The sequence below is a fragment of the Polycladomyces abyssicola genome, assembly GCF_018326425.1.
Classification (GTDB): Bacteria; Bacillota; Bacilli; order Thermoactinomycetales; family JIR-001; genus Polycladomyces; species Polycladomyces abyssicola.
The window spans coordinates 94,800-110,150 of the sequence record NZ_AP024601.1 but is presented as its reverse complement, the minus strand read 5'-3'; the positions used below and the strand labels follow the sequence as shown (position 1 = coordinate 110,150).

Genomic DNA, 15,351 nt, shown 5'->3' with positions numbered 1-15,351 from the left:
ATGAAGAGAGCTTCATTTTGGGTTGGAAATCTCCCTTATCGATTGTTACTCTCTAAGTGTAGAGCCGAACTGAAAAAGAGGTGTTCACTTTGTTGATCGTTCATATCCTGTTGGGTATCCTCCTTGCTTTCGTTATATGGAAATTGTTGAAGATTACTTTGAAAACTGCTTTCTGGCTCTTTCTCATCGGCCTTGTGGTGGCCGTCGTATCCCCTGCCCACTTGCATGAGGTAAAAGGCGTGGGATTTCTCATCCTCTCCGTTTTGGGAGGATTGCTGTTGATGAGCATTGCCGGCTTTTTCTTCCTCGACGATCAATAATCAAAACAAACGATTGGAACGAAGCAAAAAATCCATAAAAGTGAAGACCCGTCCGATCACTTTGGCCGGTAGTCGGACGGGTCTTTACCCTGTTACGATATTGCCGCCGTACTGATTTGAAGGCGGTATCGGTTGAGTAGATACATCAGCCCCTGCGTTGCCGCGCGGGGGCCTTTTTCCTACGCATATCCAATATTCCGGGTATCATGCAATCCAGCACCCAAAAAACTCTTGGAGATCCACTTTCGGAAAATAGACCTGTATAGCGATGTTCTCCCCAAACAACAAATACCTCGCTCACATCTCATCCCTGGATGGACCGTACACACCGGGCAAGCGGAGTCCGGCCTGACGCATCAGAACGGTCATCTGACCGCGATGGTGAATCTCGTGCCGGATGAGGATGGACAATGTGAAGGCCTTGGTCCACTGCATGCCGTACATATCATTCGTCTCCTGCAACATCTCATCGGTCCATTGCTGTCGGATCGCCTCTACCATCGCTTCACTTGCTTGCCGATAACGTTCGGCGATGGTTTGGGCAGACGACGGCACGGGCTCGTCCACTTTCGGTGCATCAAACACCAGCCCGGTTCGGGACATCATTTCATGAAGGGTGGTCACGATGTGCCAAGCAATCTCGCCCAGTGTCCGGTCTTGCGGAGAGACGGCTTGTCCCAACGATTCGTCGGTCAATGCCTGCAACACCTTATACGTGGAATCGCTCTCCATTTTCCAATCGGTCAAGAACTCGTCAATCGTGCGGTACAATCTCATATCCCCCTTTTGGATCAACGAAATGCAAACATATGTTTGTTCACCTATATTCTATACCAACCCACCTGTTCCTGCATATGACAGAATTTTTTAAGGTCGGCTTTCATCGTTTCGGGGTACCTCGTTTGTTGAAGATCGCATCAGATTCCCCCCTGTTGTGGTTCGCACCGACACTCATTCCCGGACATTACGGGGTATACACGGTATTACAAACGAAAATCACCAGGTTTACAAAAATAAACAGGACGCCCCATCTATAAAAATGGGGAAACGTCCTGTTCGTCCTCAACGATCACGCATCAACGGGAACAACAGAACATCCCGGATCGAGGCGCTGTCCGTGAGCAGCATCACCAGCCGGTCGATGCCGATGCCGAGACCCCCGGTCGGCGGCATGCCGTACTCCAGCGCTTCGAGGAAATCTTCGTCCATCGGGTGGGCTTCGTCATTGCCCGCGGCCCGTTCGGCCAATTGCGCTTCAAAACGCTGACGCTGATCGATCGGGTCGTTCAGTTCGGAGAATGCGTTGGCGTGTTCGCGCCCGACGATGAATAACTCAAACCGATCGGTGAACCGCGGATCTTCCGCATTTTTCTTGGCCAAGGGCGAAATGGCCACCGGATGGCCGTAAACGAAGGTGGGCTGGATCAGCTTGTCCTCTACTTTTTGTTCGAAGAATTCGTTGACGATATGACCGAAGGTCATGTTGGGCTCGATTTCGACACCGTGTTCCTTGGCCAGGCGACGCGCTTCTTCGTCGCTCATCTCCTGTTTGAAGTCGATACCGACGTGTTCCTTGATCAACTCGACCATCGATTTACGGTCCCACGGCGGGGTCAGGTCGATCTCATGCCCTTGGTACGTGATTTTGGTTGTGCCCAGCACTTCCTGCGCCACATGGGCGATCAGGTTTTCCGTCAGGTCCATGATATCGTGGAAGTCGGCATATGCCTGGTACAGCTCCATCATGGTGAATTCCGGATTGTGCTTGGTGGAGATCCCTTCGTTCCGGTACACGCGGCCGATCTCATACACTTTTTCCAAACCGCCGACGATCAACCGTTTCAGGTGCAGTTCGATGGCGATCCGCATGTACAGATCCATATCCAATGCATTATGATGCGTGATGAACGGACGTGCTGCCGCACCGCCGGCGATGTTGTGCATGGTCGGCGTCTCCACTTCGAGGAATCCGCGTTCGTCCAAGTACCGGCGGATCGCCGCGATAATCCGGCTCCGCAGGATGAACGTCTCCTTCACTTCCGGATTCATGATGAGATCCAGATACCGTTTACGGTAACGCAATTCCACGTCTTTGAGACCATGGAATTTTTCCGGCAGGGGGCGCAGCGATTTGGTCAGGAACGTGACAGTATCTGCTTTGACACTGGTTTCGCCGCGATTGGTTTTGAACACAGTTCCCGAGACACCCAACCAGTCACCGATATCGGCCGTGCTGAAAATCTCGTACTGTTCCTCCCCTACCCGATCCAGCCGCACATAGATCTGAATCTGGCCTGTCACATCCTGCAAATGGGCGAACGACGCTTTTCCCTGTTTCCGCTTGGACATGAGGCGACCGGCGATGGTGACGGTGACCGCCTTCTCCTCCAGTTCCTCTTTGCTCAAATCACCATAGGTGTCCAGGATTTGCTTGGCGGTGTTCGTCCGTTCGAACTTGCCGCCGAACGGGTCCACCCCTTTTTCTCTGAGTGCTTCCATTTTGTCGCGGCGCACTTGTAACAGTTCGTTCCGCTCCAGTTCATTGCGTTCTTCTTCTGCCATGCCTTGTTTCACTCCTCCGGTACCCGGCCGCCTTCCGCCGCGGGACGGGCGGCTGCTCGGGTGTCAGTCTCCAACTCTTTCGTTCGGTTCGTCCAGAGGTGTCCGGCAATCGGTTTTCCTGCGGGTGAGGTCGCTCGATTCTGCGAATGACCGGACACATACTATGATTGACGTATCATCAAGCGGATTGTACCATTTGTTCAGCTTCCAGTTGCTCCACGAATTGAAGCAGGACACGTTCCATTCCTTCCCGTGTCTCCTGCTCGTTTATTTGATCTTTCACCTTGGCTGCACCGCGCATTCCTTTCAAGTACCAGGATGCGTGTTTGCGCATTTCGCGGACAGCCACTTTTTCACCCTTCAGCTTGATCAGCCGGTCCATGTGCAACAAAGCAATTTCTACCTTTTCACGCGGCGTCGGTTCGGGAAGCAGTTCTCCCGTGGTCAGGTAGTGCACCGTCCGGTAGAGCATCCACGGATTGCCCAATGCGGCGCGTCCGATCATGACGGCGTCGCAACCCGTTTCATCCAGCATGCGGCGAGCGTCTTGGGGCGTGAAGACGTCCCCGTTTCCGATAACGGGAATCTTGACGGCTTCCTTCACCTGCCGGATGTATTCCCAGCGTGCGCGTCCAGTGTACATCTGCGCCCGCGTCCGTCCGTGAACAGCCACTGCCTGCGCGCCGCCACGTTCCGCCGCCAGCGCGTTGTCCACGACGTAGATGTGATCTTCGTCCCAACCGATCCGCATTTTGACGGTGACCGGCTTTTTCACCGCCGCCACCACCGCGGACACCATTTCCTCGATTTTGTTGGGATCGAGCAACCATTTGGCCCCGGCGTCGCACTTGATGATTTTGGGAGCCGGGCATCCCATGTTGATGTCAATAATATCAGCGTTGGTGTATTGATCCACGTATTTGGCGGCTTCCACCAACGTTTCCTTGCTACCGCCGAAAATCTGCAGGCTGAGCGGTTTTTCCCGTTCATCCACGTACAACATCTGTTTCGTCCGCTCGTTTCCGTGCAGAATCGCCTTGTCGCTCACCATCTCCGCGCAGACCAACCCGGCACCGAACTCTTTGGCGATCAGGCGGAAAGCCGGGTTGCACACGCCAGCCATCGGAGCCAGTACGACTTGGTTTTTCAATTCCACCGGCCCAATCCGAAACTTCGTCATGATGCCATTCCTCCTTTCCTTCATACGGTATCTGGTTCTTTTTTCACTTCGGGAAGAGAAATCCGTCCTTCATACAGCCGAATGCCTTCCTCTGCCGGCAACCGTGCGATCCATTCGCCTACCGTCGCGTCGGTTCCGGGAATCCGGTGATTCCCAGCCAATTCCCCGAGCGGGACCAGCACAAAAGCGCGTTCCGTCATCCGAGGATGAGGAACGGTCAACGAAGGACGGTTGATCGTTTCTTCCCCGTACAGGAGCAAATCCAGGTCGATTGTACGCGGCCCCCACCGCACCAGGCGAACCCGGCGGAGCGACCGCTCCACCGAAAGAAGCACATCCAAGATCGCTTCCGCTGACAATGTGGTCCGCAGTTCGGCGACCAGATTGAGAAAATCCGGTTGTTCCGCAACCCCGACCGGCGCCGTCTCATAGACACGAGATACCCGTGTGACGCGAATCCCGGTCGTTTCGTGCAAACGGTCAACTGCCGACTGCAGGTAACCGAGCCGATCGCCCAGATTGGAGCCCATTCCGATGTATGCCGTAACTTCGTGTTTCATCGGCGTTTCCGGCGGATTTCCACACCCACCGCATCATAATGTCCCGGTATCGGGGGATCAGGCTTGGTGACACGCACCCATACCTCTTCGATCGGGAAGTTGGTGAGCAACGCTTGCGCGATCGATTCGGCCAACGCCTCCACCAATCGGTACGTGCGCCCCTCTACAAGCTCCCGGACCGTTTCGTACACTTTCGCATAATCCACCGTCCGTTTCAGATCATCCGTCTCCGCCGGTACGGACAAGTCCAGCATCAACTCCAGATCGACGTAAAAGCGTTGACCCAGTTTGTTTTCTTCGGAATACACGCCATGATAGCCATAAAATTGCATCCGGCGGAAAAAGATCTTGTCCACGCCATCACCCCCTCGGCGCTTCGGGACCGTACAACATCGCGTCCATCATCCGGGCGACGCGAACCATCGGTTGAACGTCGTGGACACGTATGATACTGCATCCTTTGGCGATGCCGAGCGCCACAGTCGCCGCTGTGCCTTCCACCCGCTCGTTCACCGGCAGATCCAGCGTTTTCCCGATCATCGATTTGCGCGACGTGCCGAGCAATACGGGGTAACCCAACGACGTGATCGTTTCCAGATGCCGCATGACCGTGAGGTTTTCCTCATAGGTTTTGGCAAATCCGATGCCGGGATCCAAAATGATTTGCTCCTCCTGCACTCCCTGAGCACGGCCAATCTGGATACTTTCCCGTAAATCGGCAACGATGTCGTCCAGAAGCGAATCGTACGTCGCCTGTTCGCGGTTATGCATGAGGATGACCGGCACACCGAATTCGGCCACCACCTTCGCCATATCGGGGTCCCGTTTGAATCCCCACACATCGTTGACGATGTGGGCGCCTGCTTTCAGTGCTTGCCGAGCTGTCTCCGCTTTATACGTGTCGATGGAAATCGGCACATTTACCTCCCGGGACACCCGCTCGATCACCGGGATCACGCGCTTCAGTTCTTCTTCAACAGGGACCGGTTTGTGACCGGGGCGCGTCGATTCTCCGCCGATGTCGATGATGTCCGCTCCTTCAGCCACCATTTGCCGCGCGTGTGCAACGGCGCGGTCCAGGTCGACGTATCGCCCACCGTCAGAAAACGAATCCGGCGTGACGTTGAGGATGCCCATCACTACTGTGCGCCGATGGACCGGGATTTCATGACCACCGACGATGATCGGGCGTTCCGGCCGTTTCAAAGCCACAACCGAAACCGGTGTCGCCGTCATCGATGACATGTCGCTTGCCTCCTCTATCGTGATCATCCTCACAAATACGGGTCTGATGCCACTTCCAACTCACGGACGCTCCACAACCGACCGGTCCATTGCCGGTAGGCATCCAACAATCCGGCGGCTACTGGTCCGGCACCTTTTTCGAACCAACCCGGTATCGCTCGGACCGGTACGATTTCCTGCATGGAGTTGGTGAGAAATATCTCATCTGCTTCTTTCAATACCGATAAGGGATACCGGCCTTCTTCCACCGATAAACCCGCCTGCCGGGCGAGTGCCAGTACGAATCGTCTTGTTACGCCGGGTAAAATCCCGAGATCCGTCGACGGAGTGAAAATCGTGCCATCCCGCACAAAAAACAGGTTGGTGACGATTCCCTCGGCAATCCAACCTTCGGGACTGAGTTGCAATCCCTCATGCGTGGGAAACCGCTCCCCCATCTCCAGGCGGGCCAACACGGAATTGAGGTAGTTATGCGATTTGAGTGATTCCGTCCCACCCGGCACTTGACGGGGGATGTCCAACACTTCCACCGTTTTGCCTTCCGTATACATCTGTTCCGGCCATTTCGGCAACGGACGGGCAAAGATCACCGTTGTCGGCTCATCGAATTGCCGGACGGACAGTCCCGGCCCGACCGCTCCTCCGGTGACGCTGATCCGAACATACGCGTCACGCAATCCGTTGGCATCCAACAGTTGTCGGATCGCCACCGCCCACTCATGCGAAGAAAGCGGCGGACGGATGCGCAACAATTGCAAACCTCGGGACAAACGATCCACATGATCCTTCAACAGAAACGGATGACCCGCATACACTCGAAGGGTTTCAAAGACGCCCACTCCGTATAAAAAGCCGTGATCCATCACAGAGACAACGGCTTTGTTTTCCGGCACCAGTTTCCCGTTCAACCAAACGTAGTTCATAGCCGTATCCCCCGTTTTTGCGGCGCCGGTCGCCGGAGATACGTATCCAGAAACTGCAACAGCAGGGATAAACCATGTTCGGTCAAGATTGATTCTGGATGAAACTGCACACCTTCGACAGGGTACTGCCGATGGCGGATGGCCATCACTTCCCCCTCCGCCGTCCACGCGCTGATCTCAAATTGCGGCGGCAAACTGTCCCGCTCCACCACCAGCGAATGATAGCGCATGGCTTGAAACGGCGAAGGCAACCCGCGAAACAGTGTTTGCCCGTCGTGGTAAACGGGTGATGTCTTGCCGTGCATCAACCGACGGGCATGTACCACTCGACCGCCAAAAGCTTGGGCGATGATCTGATGCCCCAGGCAAACGCCCAAAATCGGGATGCGCCCGGCAAACCGTCGGACCACATCCAGGCAGATACCCGCCGTATCGGGTGATCCCGGTCCCGGAGAGAGAATCAACGCGGACGGTTGCGCTGTTTCAATATCCGAAAGGGTAATCTCATCATTGCGATACACTTCCAGCGCTTCGCCCGATGAAAGCAGATATTGCACCAAATTATAGGTAAACGAGTCATAGTTGTCGATCAACCAAATCATGCCCGGGAACCCCTTGGATTTTCACCCATGATCTCTTCATCAGTTTACAACAAAACCCCGTCGGATAAAAGCGATGAAAAACAGGAAAAAAGCTACCTTGCCTTGGAACTGCCGCTACTACCAGGGTGTGTCTGATAAATCCGTGAAGGAGATAATGCTTTTCCGAGTGAGCGACTGACCAAGCCCGGCCGAGCGAAGACCTGGAAATCACAGGAAAGCAATCTCGGGCAACTACTTTTAAGCGAAGCGTACTTTGCCCGCGTCCTGCGCTCCGGGTGGAGCGTCCATGACCTGCTTCCTTGCAGGGGCAGGTGGAGCGAGTAGGGAAAGGAATTGGCAGTATTCACCAGACATACTTTACTAACTATAAGCGAATACGGCGGTCCATCCACAAACAAAGCCCGCCTCCCCACACACGGGAAGACGGACTTCGCTTTTGAAATCCATTTGGATCTTTACTCTTCAAATTGGAACAGCGGGGTGGTCAGATAACGTTCGCCGTTGCTCGGCACGACGGCCACCACTTTTTTGCCTTGACCCAAACGACGGGCCACTTTGATCGCTGCCGCAACGGCCGCACCGGAAGAGATTCCTCCCAGGATACCCTCTTCCCGTGCCATCCGACGAGCCCACTCGAATGCTTCTTCATTTTCTACGGTGATCACTTCATCATAAATCTCCGTATCCAGAATATCCGGAACGAAACCGGCACCGATTCCCTGAATTTTGTGCGGTCCCGGTTTACCACCGGAAAGCACCGGAGATGCCGCCGGTTCCACAGCAGCGATGTGAACACCGGGGATTTTCTCCTTGATCACCTTACCGACACCCGTGATCGTACCGCCCGTACCGATCCCGGCCACGAATGCATCGAAGTGGCCGTCCATTTGCTCCAACAACTCCTGTGCCGTCGTTTCCATGTGGATTTTGACGTTGGCCGGGTTTTTGAATTGTTGCGGAACAAAATATTCCGGATGTTCTTTTGCGATCTCTTCCGCTTTGGCGATCGCTCCTTTCATGCCTTGCGCACCCGGCGTGAGTACCAGTTCTGCACCAAACGCACGCAACAAGTTGCGCCGCTCCAAGCTCATCGTATCCGGCATGACCAACAGTGCTCGATATCCTTTGGCCGCTGCCACCATCGCCAGACCGATCCCGGTGTTGCCGCTGGTCGGCTCCAGAATCGTGTCACCAGGTTTCAAAATACCCCGCTTTTCCGCGTCTTCAATCATGGAAAGGGCGATCCGGTCTTTCACACTGCCGCCCGGGTTGAAGAATTCGAGCTTCAGATACACGTCCGCGTCCGTTTTCCCGACAATTCGATTCAATTTCACAACCGGAGTTTGACCGATGAGTTCCAAAATATTGTTGCCCACTCGCATTGATGTGAAGGCCTCCTAATCCCATTAATTTGGTCGGTTTTTCCGCTTTTATTTATCTTAACAATCGGACCAATCAGATGTCAATGTAAAATCAAACCTATGAAGAAAAACCCGGAGAACTGGTTCCCCGGGCCTTGACTCACAAACTTTGGATCATCGTGGTCAATTCATCACGATCAAACACGTACCGTTCATTGCAAAAATGACAGTGTACTTCCGCCTGCCCTTGTTCCTCCAATAATTTTTGCAGATCCTCCCTGCCCAAACTGCGCAGCACATTGGCAATCCGCTCACGGGAGCAACGGCAGGCAAACGAGAGCGGCTGACGTTGATGGACCTGCATATCAGTGTCACCCAGCACGGCTTGAAGCAAATCCTCGGGACTGGCTCCCTGCTGGATCAGGTCGGTGACCGATGTGACTTTGGACAGTTGTTGTTCAACAGCGGAGATAACCGCATCGTCGGCACCGGGCATGACTTGGACGATAAAACCACCGGAGGCGAGAATGGAAGCATCCCGGTCTACCAGCACGCCCACGCCGACCGCGGATGGGATCTGCTCCGAACTGGTGAAATAATAGGTGAAGTCGTCGCCCAGCTCACCGGAGACGATCGGAGATGCGCCCCGATACGGCTCCTTGAGCCCCAAATCCTTGATCACGTAAAGCATTCCTTTCCCAACTGCACCCGCCACATCCAGTTTCCCGGCGGCATTGGGCGGCAAATCAACGGCGGGATTGTCCACATACCCCCGGACATGTCCTTGAGCATCGGCATCCACGACGATCTGCCCCAACGGGCCATCCCCTTTGATCTGGATCGTCAACCGGTCCTGTTCGCTTTTCAGCATCAGTCCCATCATAGCCCCAACCGTGACCGTACGGCCCAAAGCGGCACTTGCCACCGGCCAGGTATGATGCCGTCTCTGCAATTCTCCCACCAATCCGGTGGTCAATACGGCAAATCCTCGCAATTGGCCATTGGCCGCTGTGACTCGAATGGCATAATCGCTCATGATGACCTCCCAGTTCCAACACGACAATATGAAAGACACACAATTTGTTTCGTTGCTCATAAACCTGGGGTGTATCCGGTCATTCCAAAAGGGTGATTGAAATGAACAGACACACCCCGCGGAGAAAGGCGACCTTTTCGGATTCCGATTCGGTCACCTGTTCCGGTTGCGTTCGTAGATCAACCGCAATCCTTCCAGAGTGAGGAACGGGTCGACCACATCAATCGTCTCCGCATCGCCGCAGATTAGTTCCGCCAAGCCTCCGGTGGCCACAACGGTGGGCTTCTTGTGGAGCAGTTGTTTCATACGGGTGACGATTCCATCCACCACACCGACATAACCATAAAAAATCCCCGACTGAATCGCCTGCACCGTATTGCGCCCCACCACGCTTTCCGGCTTGACGATTTCCACCCGTGTCAGTTTGGCCGTCCGTTGGTACAATGCCTCACTGGAAACCGTGACACCCGGTGTGATCGCCCCACCTACATAATGCCCTTGTTCGTTGACAAAGCAGAAGGTAGTTGCCGTGCCGAAATCGACGATAATCACGGGAGCACCGTATTGCTCGATGGCCGCTACCGCATTGGCGATTCGGTCGGCCCCAACTTCCCGCGGGTTTTCGTACAGGATGTTGAGTCCCGTTTTAACACCGGGACCAACGACCAGCGGGGTCAGTCCCAAATATTTTTTGACCAAATTGCGCAACACATGGGTGATCGGCGGGACGACAGAAGAGATGATCGCACCGTCCACTTGTTCAAAACGCAAACCGGCGTGCTCAAACAAATTTTTGAGGAGCATGCCGTATTCGTCTTCAGTGGAATTTCGATCCGTATGAATCCGCCAATGATGCACCAATTCCTTGCCCTGATACAGCCCGGCTACGATGTTGGTATTGCCGACGTCCATTACCATTAACATGCCCATCCACCTGCTTTTTCAAAAAAAGTTCACATTCATCATAGCAAGGCACCCTTGCAAATTCAACGGAAAAGACCTGCAACGCCCAAAACGGCCACTCTCTTGTAAAGAAGCGGGTCCAAATTTCCCGTCGATTAAAGCTTATGACGGAAAATCGGAACCCGCGTGACTTTGTCATCAAACTGAAAGAGGGGATGCCTGAGCAGCATCCCCGGAAAAGCTGCGTTTATCATGATTAATCTTCCGGATCCTTCGGGTTTTCGTCAGAAGGCGATTCCGATTCGGATCGGTCGTCGTTCGGTTCAGTCGGTTCCGCGGATTTCGGTTTTCCATCCGCTTGTACCTGATCTTTGCCCTGGATGTTGATCCGGATTTTCTCGTTCACTTCCGGATCATCCAGTTTGCCGGTTTCAAGCAACTGTTTGATCTCGTCGGCATCCAACGTCTCTTTGACCAGCAGGGTCTGTGCCACGAGCTCCAGCTCCTTGCGTTTTTCCAGCAACAGCTTTTTCGCCCGCTCGTAGCAACTGCGGATCATCTCCTGCATCTCCTGGTCGATTTCGTACGCGATCGCATCGGAGTAGTTTTGCTCATGACCCAGATCGCGTCCCAGGAAGACGTGTCCCTGCGGACGGCCAAATTGCATCGGCGCCAGTTTGTCGCTCATGCCGTACTCCGTAATCATCCGGCGTACGATGGAGGTGGCCTTCTCAAAGTCGTTATGCGCACCGGTGCTGATTTCACCGAACACGATCTCCTCAGCGACGCGTCCGGCCAGCAATCCGGTCACTTTATCCAGCAACTCGCTTTTGGTGAGCAGGAAACGATCTTCTTTGGGCAGCATGACGACATATCCGCCTGCTTGGCCGCGCGGAACGACTGTCACCTTGTGCACGGTATCGGCATGCTCCAGGTAGTACCCCACGATCGTGTGACCTGCTTCGTGATAGGCGATTGTCTTTTTCTCCTTTTCGCTGATGACGCGGCTTTTCTTTTGCGGTCCCGCGATCACGCGATCGATCGCCTCGTCGACCTCTTCCATGCTGATCGTTTTCTTGTTCCGCCGCGCCGCCAACAGCGCCGCCTCGTTCAACAGGTTTTCCAGATCAGCGCCCGTGAATCCGGTTGTTCGCTGCGCAATTACTTCCAAGTTGACATCATTGGCCAACGGTTTGTTACGGGCATGCACCTTCAGAATCTCTTCACGCCCTTTTACGTCGGGTCGGTTTACCGTGATCTGGCGGTCGAAACGACCCGGACGAAGCAACGCGGGGTCAAGGATGTCCGGACGGTTGGTCGCTGCCATGATGATAATGCCTTCGTTGGCACCGAAACCATCCATCTCCACGAGCAATTGGTTCAAGGTTTGCTCACGCTCGTCATGGCCGCCACCCAATCCGGCCCCCCGCTGACGACCGACAGCATCGATCTCGTCGATAAAGATGATACACGGATGGTTTTTCTTGGCCTGCTCAAACAAATCCCGGACACGGGAAGCCCCCACACCGACGAACATCTCCACAAAGTCAGAACCGCTGATACTGAAAAACGGCACGCCCGCTTCCCCTGCAACGGCACGAGCCAACAGCGTTTTCCCCGTTCCGGGCGGCCCTACGAGCAATACACCCTTGGGAATGCGTGCACCTACAGCCGCAAATTTGCGAGGGTCTTTGAGAAACTCGACGATTTCCACCAATTCCGCTTTTTCTTCGTCCGCGCCCGCTACATCGTTAAACGTGACTTTTTTCTTCTCTTCGTTATATAGCTTGGCGCGGCTTTTTCCGAAGTTCATCACGCGACTGCCGCCGCCCTGCGCTTGGTTCAACAAAAAGAAAAAGAGCAGCAGAATAATCACGAAAGGAATGATGGACGTAAAAAAGGTCAGCCAGACAGAGTCGCTTTTCGCCTTTTCATAGGAGTGCCGAACTTTGTACTTCACCAAATCTTGCACGACGGTGCTGCCGTTCAGCATCGGCGCCTCGACAACGAACGTTTTATCCGGCTTCCCTTTCAGCTTCCCTTCGATACGGTAGGTCGTATTTCCTTCCGGTTGAACGGTAACGTTCTCGATCTGGCCCGCCGCCAGTTTGGCTCGGTATTGATCGTACGTAAGCGTTACGGTGTCGGTTCCTTGGTTTGCGATAATGTTCACAATCCCGACGACGACAAGGATGAGAATAATATATAATCCGGGAATCCGGAAGACGTTTTTCATCCTTGACCTCCTCTCAATGCCACTTACATCATTTTACCACAGGGCAACGACCTGTCACAACCTTACTGTTGCTGATACACCCGTTCTTTCAGAATCCCGATGTACGGCAGATTCCGATATTTCTCCGCATAGTCCAGGCCGTATCCCACCACAAAGGCGTCGGGAATCGTGAACCCGCAATAATCGGGCTTTAAATCCACCGTTCTGCGCCCTGGTTTGTCGAGCAGGGTGACCACCTTGATCGAGGCGGCATTGCGATGACGCAACAAATCGATCAGGTGACTCAAGGTCAATCCGCTGTCGATAATGTCTTCCACAATGATGACGTGCCGTCCTTCCACAGAGGCGTCCAAATCCTTGATGATGCGAACCACGCCCGACGATTTCGTCGATGCGCCGTAGCTGGAGACCGCCATAAAGTCCATTTCCAGCGGAATGTCCATGCTGCGGACCAGATCGGTCATAAACGGGGCAGCACCTTTGAGCACACAGATACAAAGCGGATTCAGATCCTTGTAGTCCTCGGACAAGCGCCGTCCCAATTCTTTCACTTTTGTTTTGATCTCTTCTTCGGTATACAGGATTTCTTGAATATCCTCGTGCATAATAACCTCCCAATCATCCTATGTATGCTGCTGATGAGGCAACCGTTCGGGCATTCCGTCCGTCAACCATTCCAGATACAAAAAACGACGGGTGTTTGCTGTCACCGGTGCCCAATCCGATCGGCGAACGCCCGGAATCCAAACAATCGTCTCCCCATGAAGTACAATGGGCAGGCGGTCACGCTCCCTCCGCGGAATTTTGGCCGAAATCAATAAATCCTTCACTTTGGTTGTGCCATTCAATCCGAGCGGTCGGATGCGATCGCCAGGTCTGCGCGTGCGGACCCAAAGCGGTAATGTAAGCGCATCCGCATCAAATACTGCCCAAACTCCGCGTAAATATTCAGCATCAAGGCGTTTGTCCGTCACGCGGCTGACAAATCGCCCGCTCAAGCCGGGGATCATTGTTTCTCCCGGAACATGGAGTCGTACGGGTGCCAACGGTTCGACTGGTGCGTCATTCCCGACTGCAATCATGAGCAGGTCGTATTGACGCTCCGCCCGAAAATGGCTGGGCAAGTCAATCCGCGCCGATGGTTCGGGATGGGCTGCCAGATGACGAATCTGTTCCACCGTGTCCATCGTTGCCTCGTTTGCTTCTTCTTCCAGAAGACAATTTAATATTAGTTTAATCACCCTCCTTTGTAAAGCAACGTGAAGATCCAACAAACGGTTTCGATCCAAAACGATTTCATTTTTTCCTTTTTTCCTCACAACCCTCCTCCACGCCCGATCCACTTGCTCGCGCCACCAGTCTTCCTCCGCTCCAACCACACGGGATAATTGGAGCAGCGCTTCCTTTACGCGAGGGTTATACTGCTGGAGCTCGGGAATGAGTTTCAAACGGACGCGGTTTCGAGTGTAAACGCCGGAACGATTGCTTTCGTCCAAACGCGGAGACAAAGCGTGTTCCTCGCAATACGCCTCAATCTCTTTCCGATACACGTCAAGCAGTGGCCGGATCAGTCGTCTTCCTTCCCACGGGCGGATATACGGCATACCGGCCAATCCGCTGACACCGGTTCCCCTCAACAAACGCATCAAAATTGTCTCCACCTGGTCGTCAGCGTGATGTGCCAGAGCTAACGCATCTACATCCCACTGATCAGCCGCCTGCCGAAACGCCTGATATCGCAGTTTCCGCGCCACATCCTGTTTGTTGCCGCCATGACGCAAGTGTCGTGCCACATCCACCCGAATCACCCGGCAAGGAATTCCCCATTCTGCGCAGATTTGCTCAACAAATTCGGCATCCTCGGCACTGGCTTTTCCACGGAGCTGATGGTCCACATGTACGGCGAACACCTGCCATCCAAACTCCGGCACCAACCGATGGAGCGCGTGCAACAATGCAAGCGAATCCGGTCCGCCCGACACACCGACCAGCACACGATCCCCTTGGTGGAGTAGTTCGTGACTTCGGACCGTTGTTTTTAGCGTTTCCAACAACATCCTTCTTGCATCCCTTCCTGGGCTCGCTAATCAATCCGATTTCTCCGGTTTCACCTTTCTCCCGGTCGCTCCTGTTCCGCAATCGCAAAGGTCGCTCGCAGGTTCCGGGCTACCTGAACAGTTTACGCCAAGGCGTGTCTGGTGAATACTGTCCCATTAATTACCCGAAAGGAAGCCACTGCGATCTAAGCGCAGACCGCGGGCAAAGTCACTTTGCTTAGAAGAAATTGCCCGCGATTTCATTCCTGTACTTCCCGGGTCTTCAGCTCGGAATGACCAGACACGCCCTAGACAAAAACCCGGGGGCACTCCCCGGGCATCGCTTTTACTGTTGTCCGTTCCCTTTAATTGTACCCGCATCCCACA

15 protein-coding genes are annotated in these 15,351 nt (G+C 54.1%); 1 reads left to right on the top strand and 14 read right to left on the bottom strand.

Annotation, left to right across the window (positions count from 1 at the left end):
• Positions 1–92: 92 nt before the first annotated feature.
• Positions 93–320, top strand: a complete 228-nt coding sequence (locus KI215_RS00535; protein WP_212773718.1) for a hypothetical protein — start codon at positions 93–95, stop codon at positions 318–320.
• A 297-nt stretch (positions 321–617) separates the two neighbouring features.
• On the opposite strand, the gene KI215_RS00530 is transcribed toward KI215_RS00535, so the two are convergent.
• The 14 genes from KI215_RS00530 to tilS all read right to left on the bottom strand — a co-directional run bounded on the left by KI215_RS00530 (position 618) and on the right by tilS (position 14,985).
• Positions 618–1,091: a DinB family protein gene (locus KI215_RS00530; protein WP_212773717.1), complete on the bottom strand. Its 474-nt coding sequence runs from the start codon at positions 1,089–1,091 to the stop codon at positions 618–620.
• Positions 1,092–1,382: 291 nt separating this feature from the next.
• The gene (gene lysS, locus KI215_RS00525) at positions 1,383–2,882 is read right to left on the bottom strand and encodes a lysine--tRNA ligase (protein ID WP_212773716.1); all 1,500 of its coding nucleotides are present in this window, start codon (positions 2,880–2,882) and stop codon (positions 1,383–1,385) included.
• Positions 2,883–3,060: 178 nt separating this feature from the next.
• Complete coding sequence (gene dusB / locus KI215_RS00520) at positions 3,061–4,062, bottom strand: tRNA dihydrouridine synthase DusB (RefSeq protein ID WP_212773715.1); 1,002 nt, start codon at positions 4,060–4,062, stop codon at positions 3,061–3,063.
• 20 nt (positions 4,063–4,082) lie between these two features.
• Positions 4,083–4,622 (bottom strand): 2-amino-4-hydroxy-6-hydroxymethyldihydropteridine diphosphokinase, encoded by a 540-nt coding sequence (gene folK / locus KI215_RS00515; protein ID WP_212773714.1) that lies wholly within the window; start codon positions 4,620–4,622, stop codon positions 4,083–4,085.
• Positions 4,619–4,978, bottom strand: a complete 360-nt coding sequence (folB, locus tag KI215_RS00510; protein WP_212773713.1) for a dihydroneopterin aldolase — start codon at positions 4,976–4,978, stop codon at positions 4,619–4,621. The genes folK and folB overlap by 4 nt, the downstream gene beginning before the upstream one ends.
• A 4-nt stretch (positions 4,979–4,982) precedes the next feature.
• A complete protein-coding gene (folP, locus tag KI215_RS00505) occupies positions 4,983–5,858 on the bottom strand; it encodes a dihydropteroate synthase (RefSeq protein WP_212774997.1) in 876 nt (291 codons plus the stop codon).
• A 38-nt stretch (positions 5,859–5,896) separates the two neighbouring features.
• Positions 5,897–6,790 carry an aminotransferase class IV gene (locus KI215_RS00500; RefSeq protein WP_212773712.1) on the bottom strand — a complete coding sequence of 298 codons (894 nt, stop codon included), beginning with the start codon at positions 6,788–6,790 and terminating at the stop codon, positions 5,897–5,899.
• Positions 6,787–7,392 (bottom strand): anthranilate synthase component II, encoded by a 606-nt coding sequence (locus tag KI215_RS00495; protein WP_212773711.1) that lies wholly within the window; start codon positions 7,390–7,392, stop codon positions 6,787–6,789. Before KI215_RS00495 ends, KI215_RS00500 begins: the two co-directional genes overlap by 4 nt.
• A 455-nt stretch (positions 7,393–7,847) precedes the next feature.
• Positions 7,848–8,774 (bottom strand): cysteine synthase A, encoded by a 927-nt coding sequence (gene cysK / locus KI215_RS00490; protein WP_205496745.1) that lies wholly within the window; start codon positions 8,772–8,774, stop codon positions 7,848–7,850.
• Positions 8,775–8,913: 139 nt separating this feature from the next.
• On the bottom strand, positions 8,914–9,789 hold the full coding sequence (gene hslO, locus KI215_RS00485; RefSeq protein WP_212773710.1) for an Hsp33 family molecular chaperone HslO: 876 nt from the start codon (positions 9,787–9,789) through the stop codon (positions 8,914–8,916).
• Positions 9,790–9,942: 153 nt separating this feature from the next.
• The gene (locus tag KI215_RS00480) at positions 9,943–10,713 is read right to left on the bottom strand and encodes a type III pantothenate kinase (RefSeq protein ID WP_212773709.1); all 771 of its coding nucleotides are present in this window, start codon (positions 10,711–10,713) and stop codon (positions 9,943–9,945) included.
• Positions 10,714–10,948: 235 nt separating this feature from the next.
• On the bottom strand, positions 10,949–12,928 hold the full coding sequence (ftsH, locus tag KI215_RS00475) for an ATP-dependent zinc metalloprotease FtsH (RefSeq protein ID WP_212773708.1): 1,980 nt from the start codon (positions 12,926–12,928) through the stop codon (positions 10,949–10,951).
• Between the two features lie 62 nt (positions 12,929–12,990).
• On the bottom strand, positions 12,991–13,533 hold the full coding sequence (gene hpt, locus KI215_RS00470) for a hypoxanthine phosphoribosyltransferase (RefSeq protein WP_212773707.1): 543 nt from the start codon (positions 13,531–13,533) through the stop codon (positions 12,991–12,993).
• Positions 13,534–13,551: 18 nt separating this feature from the next.
• Positions 13,552–14,985, bottom strand: coding sequence for a tRNA lysidine(34) synthetase TilS (gene tilS, locus KI215_RS00465; RefSeq protein ID WP_212773706.1), 1,434 nt, complete (start codon positions 14,983–14,985; stop codon positions 13,552–13,554).
• Positions 14,986–15,351 lie beyond the last annotated feature (366 nt).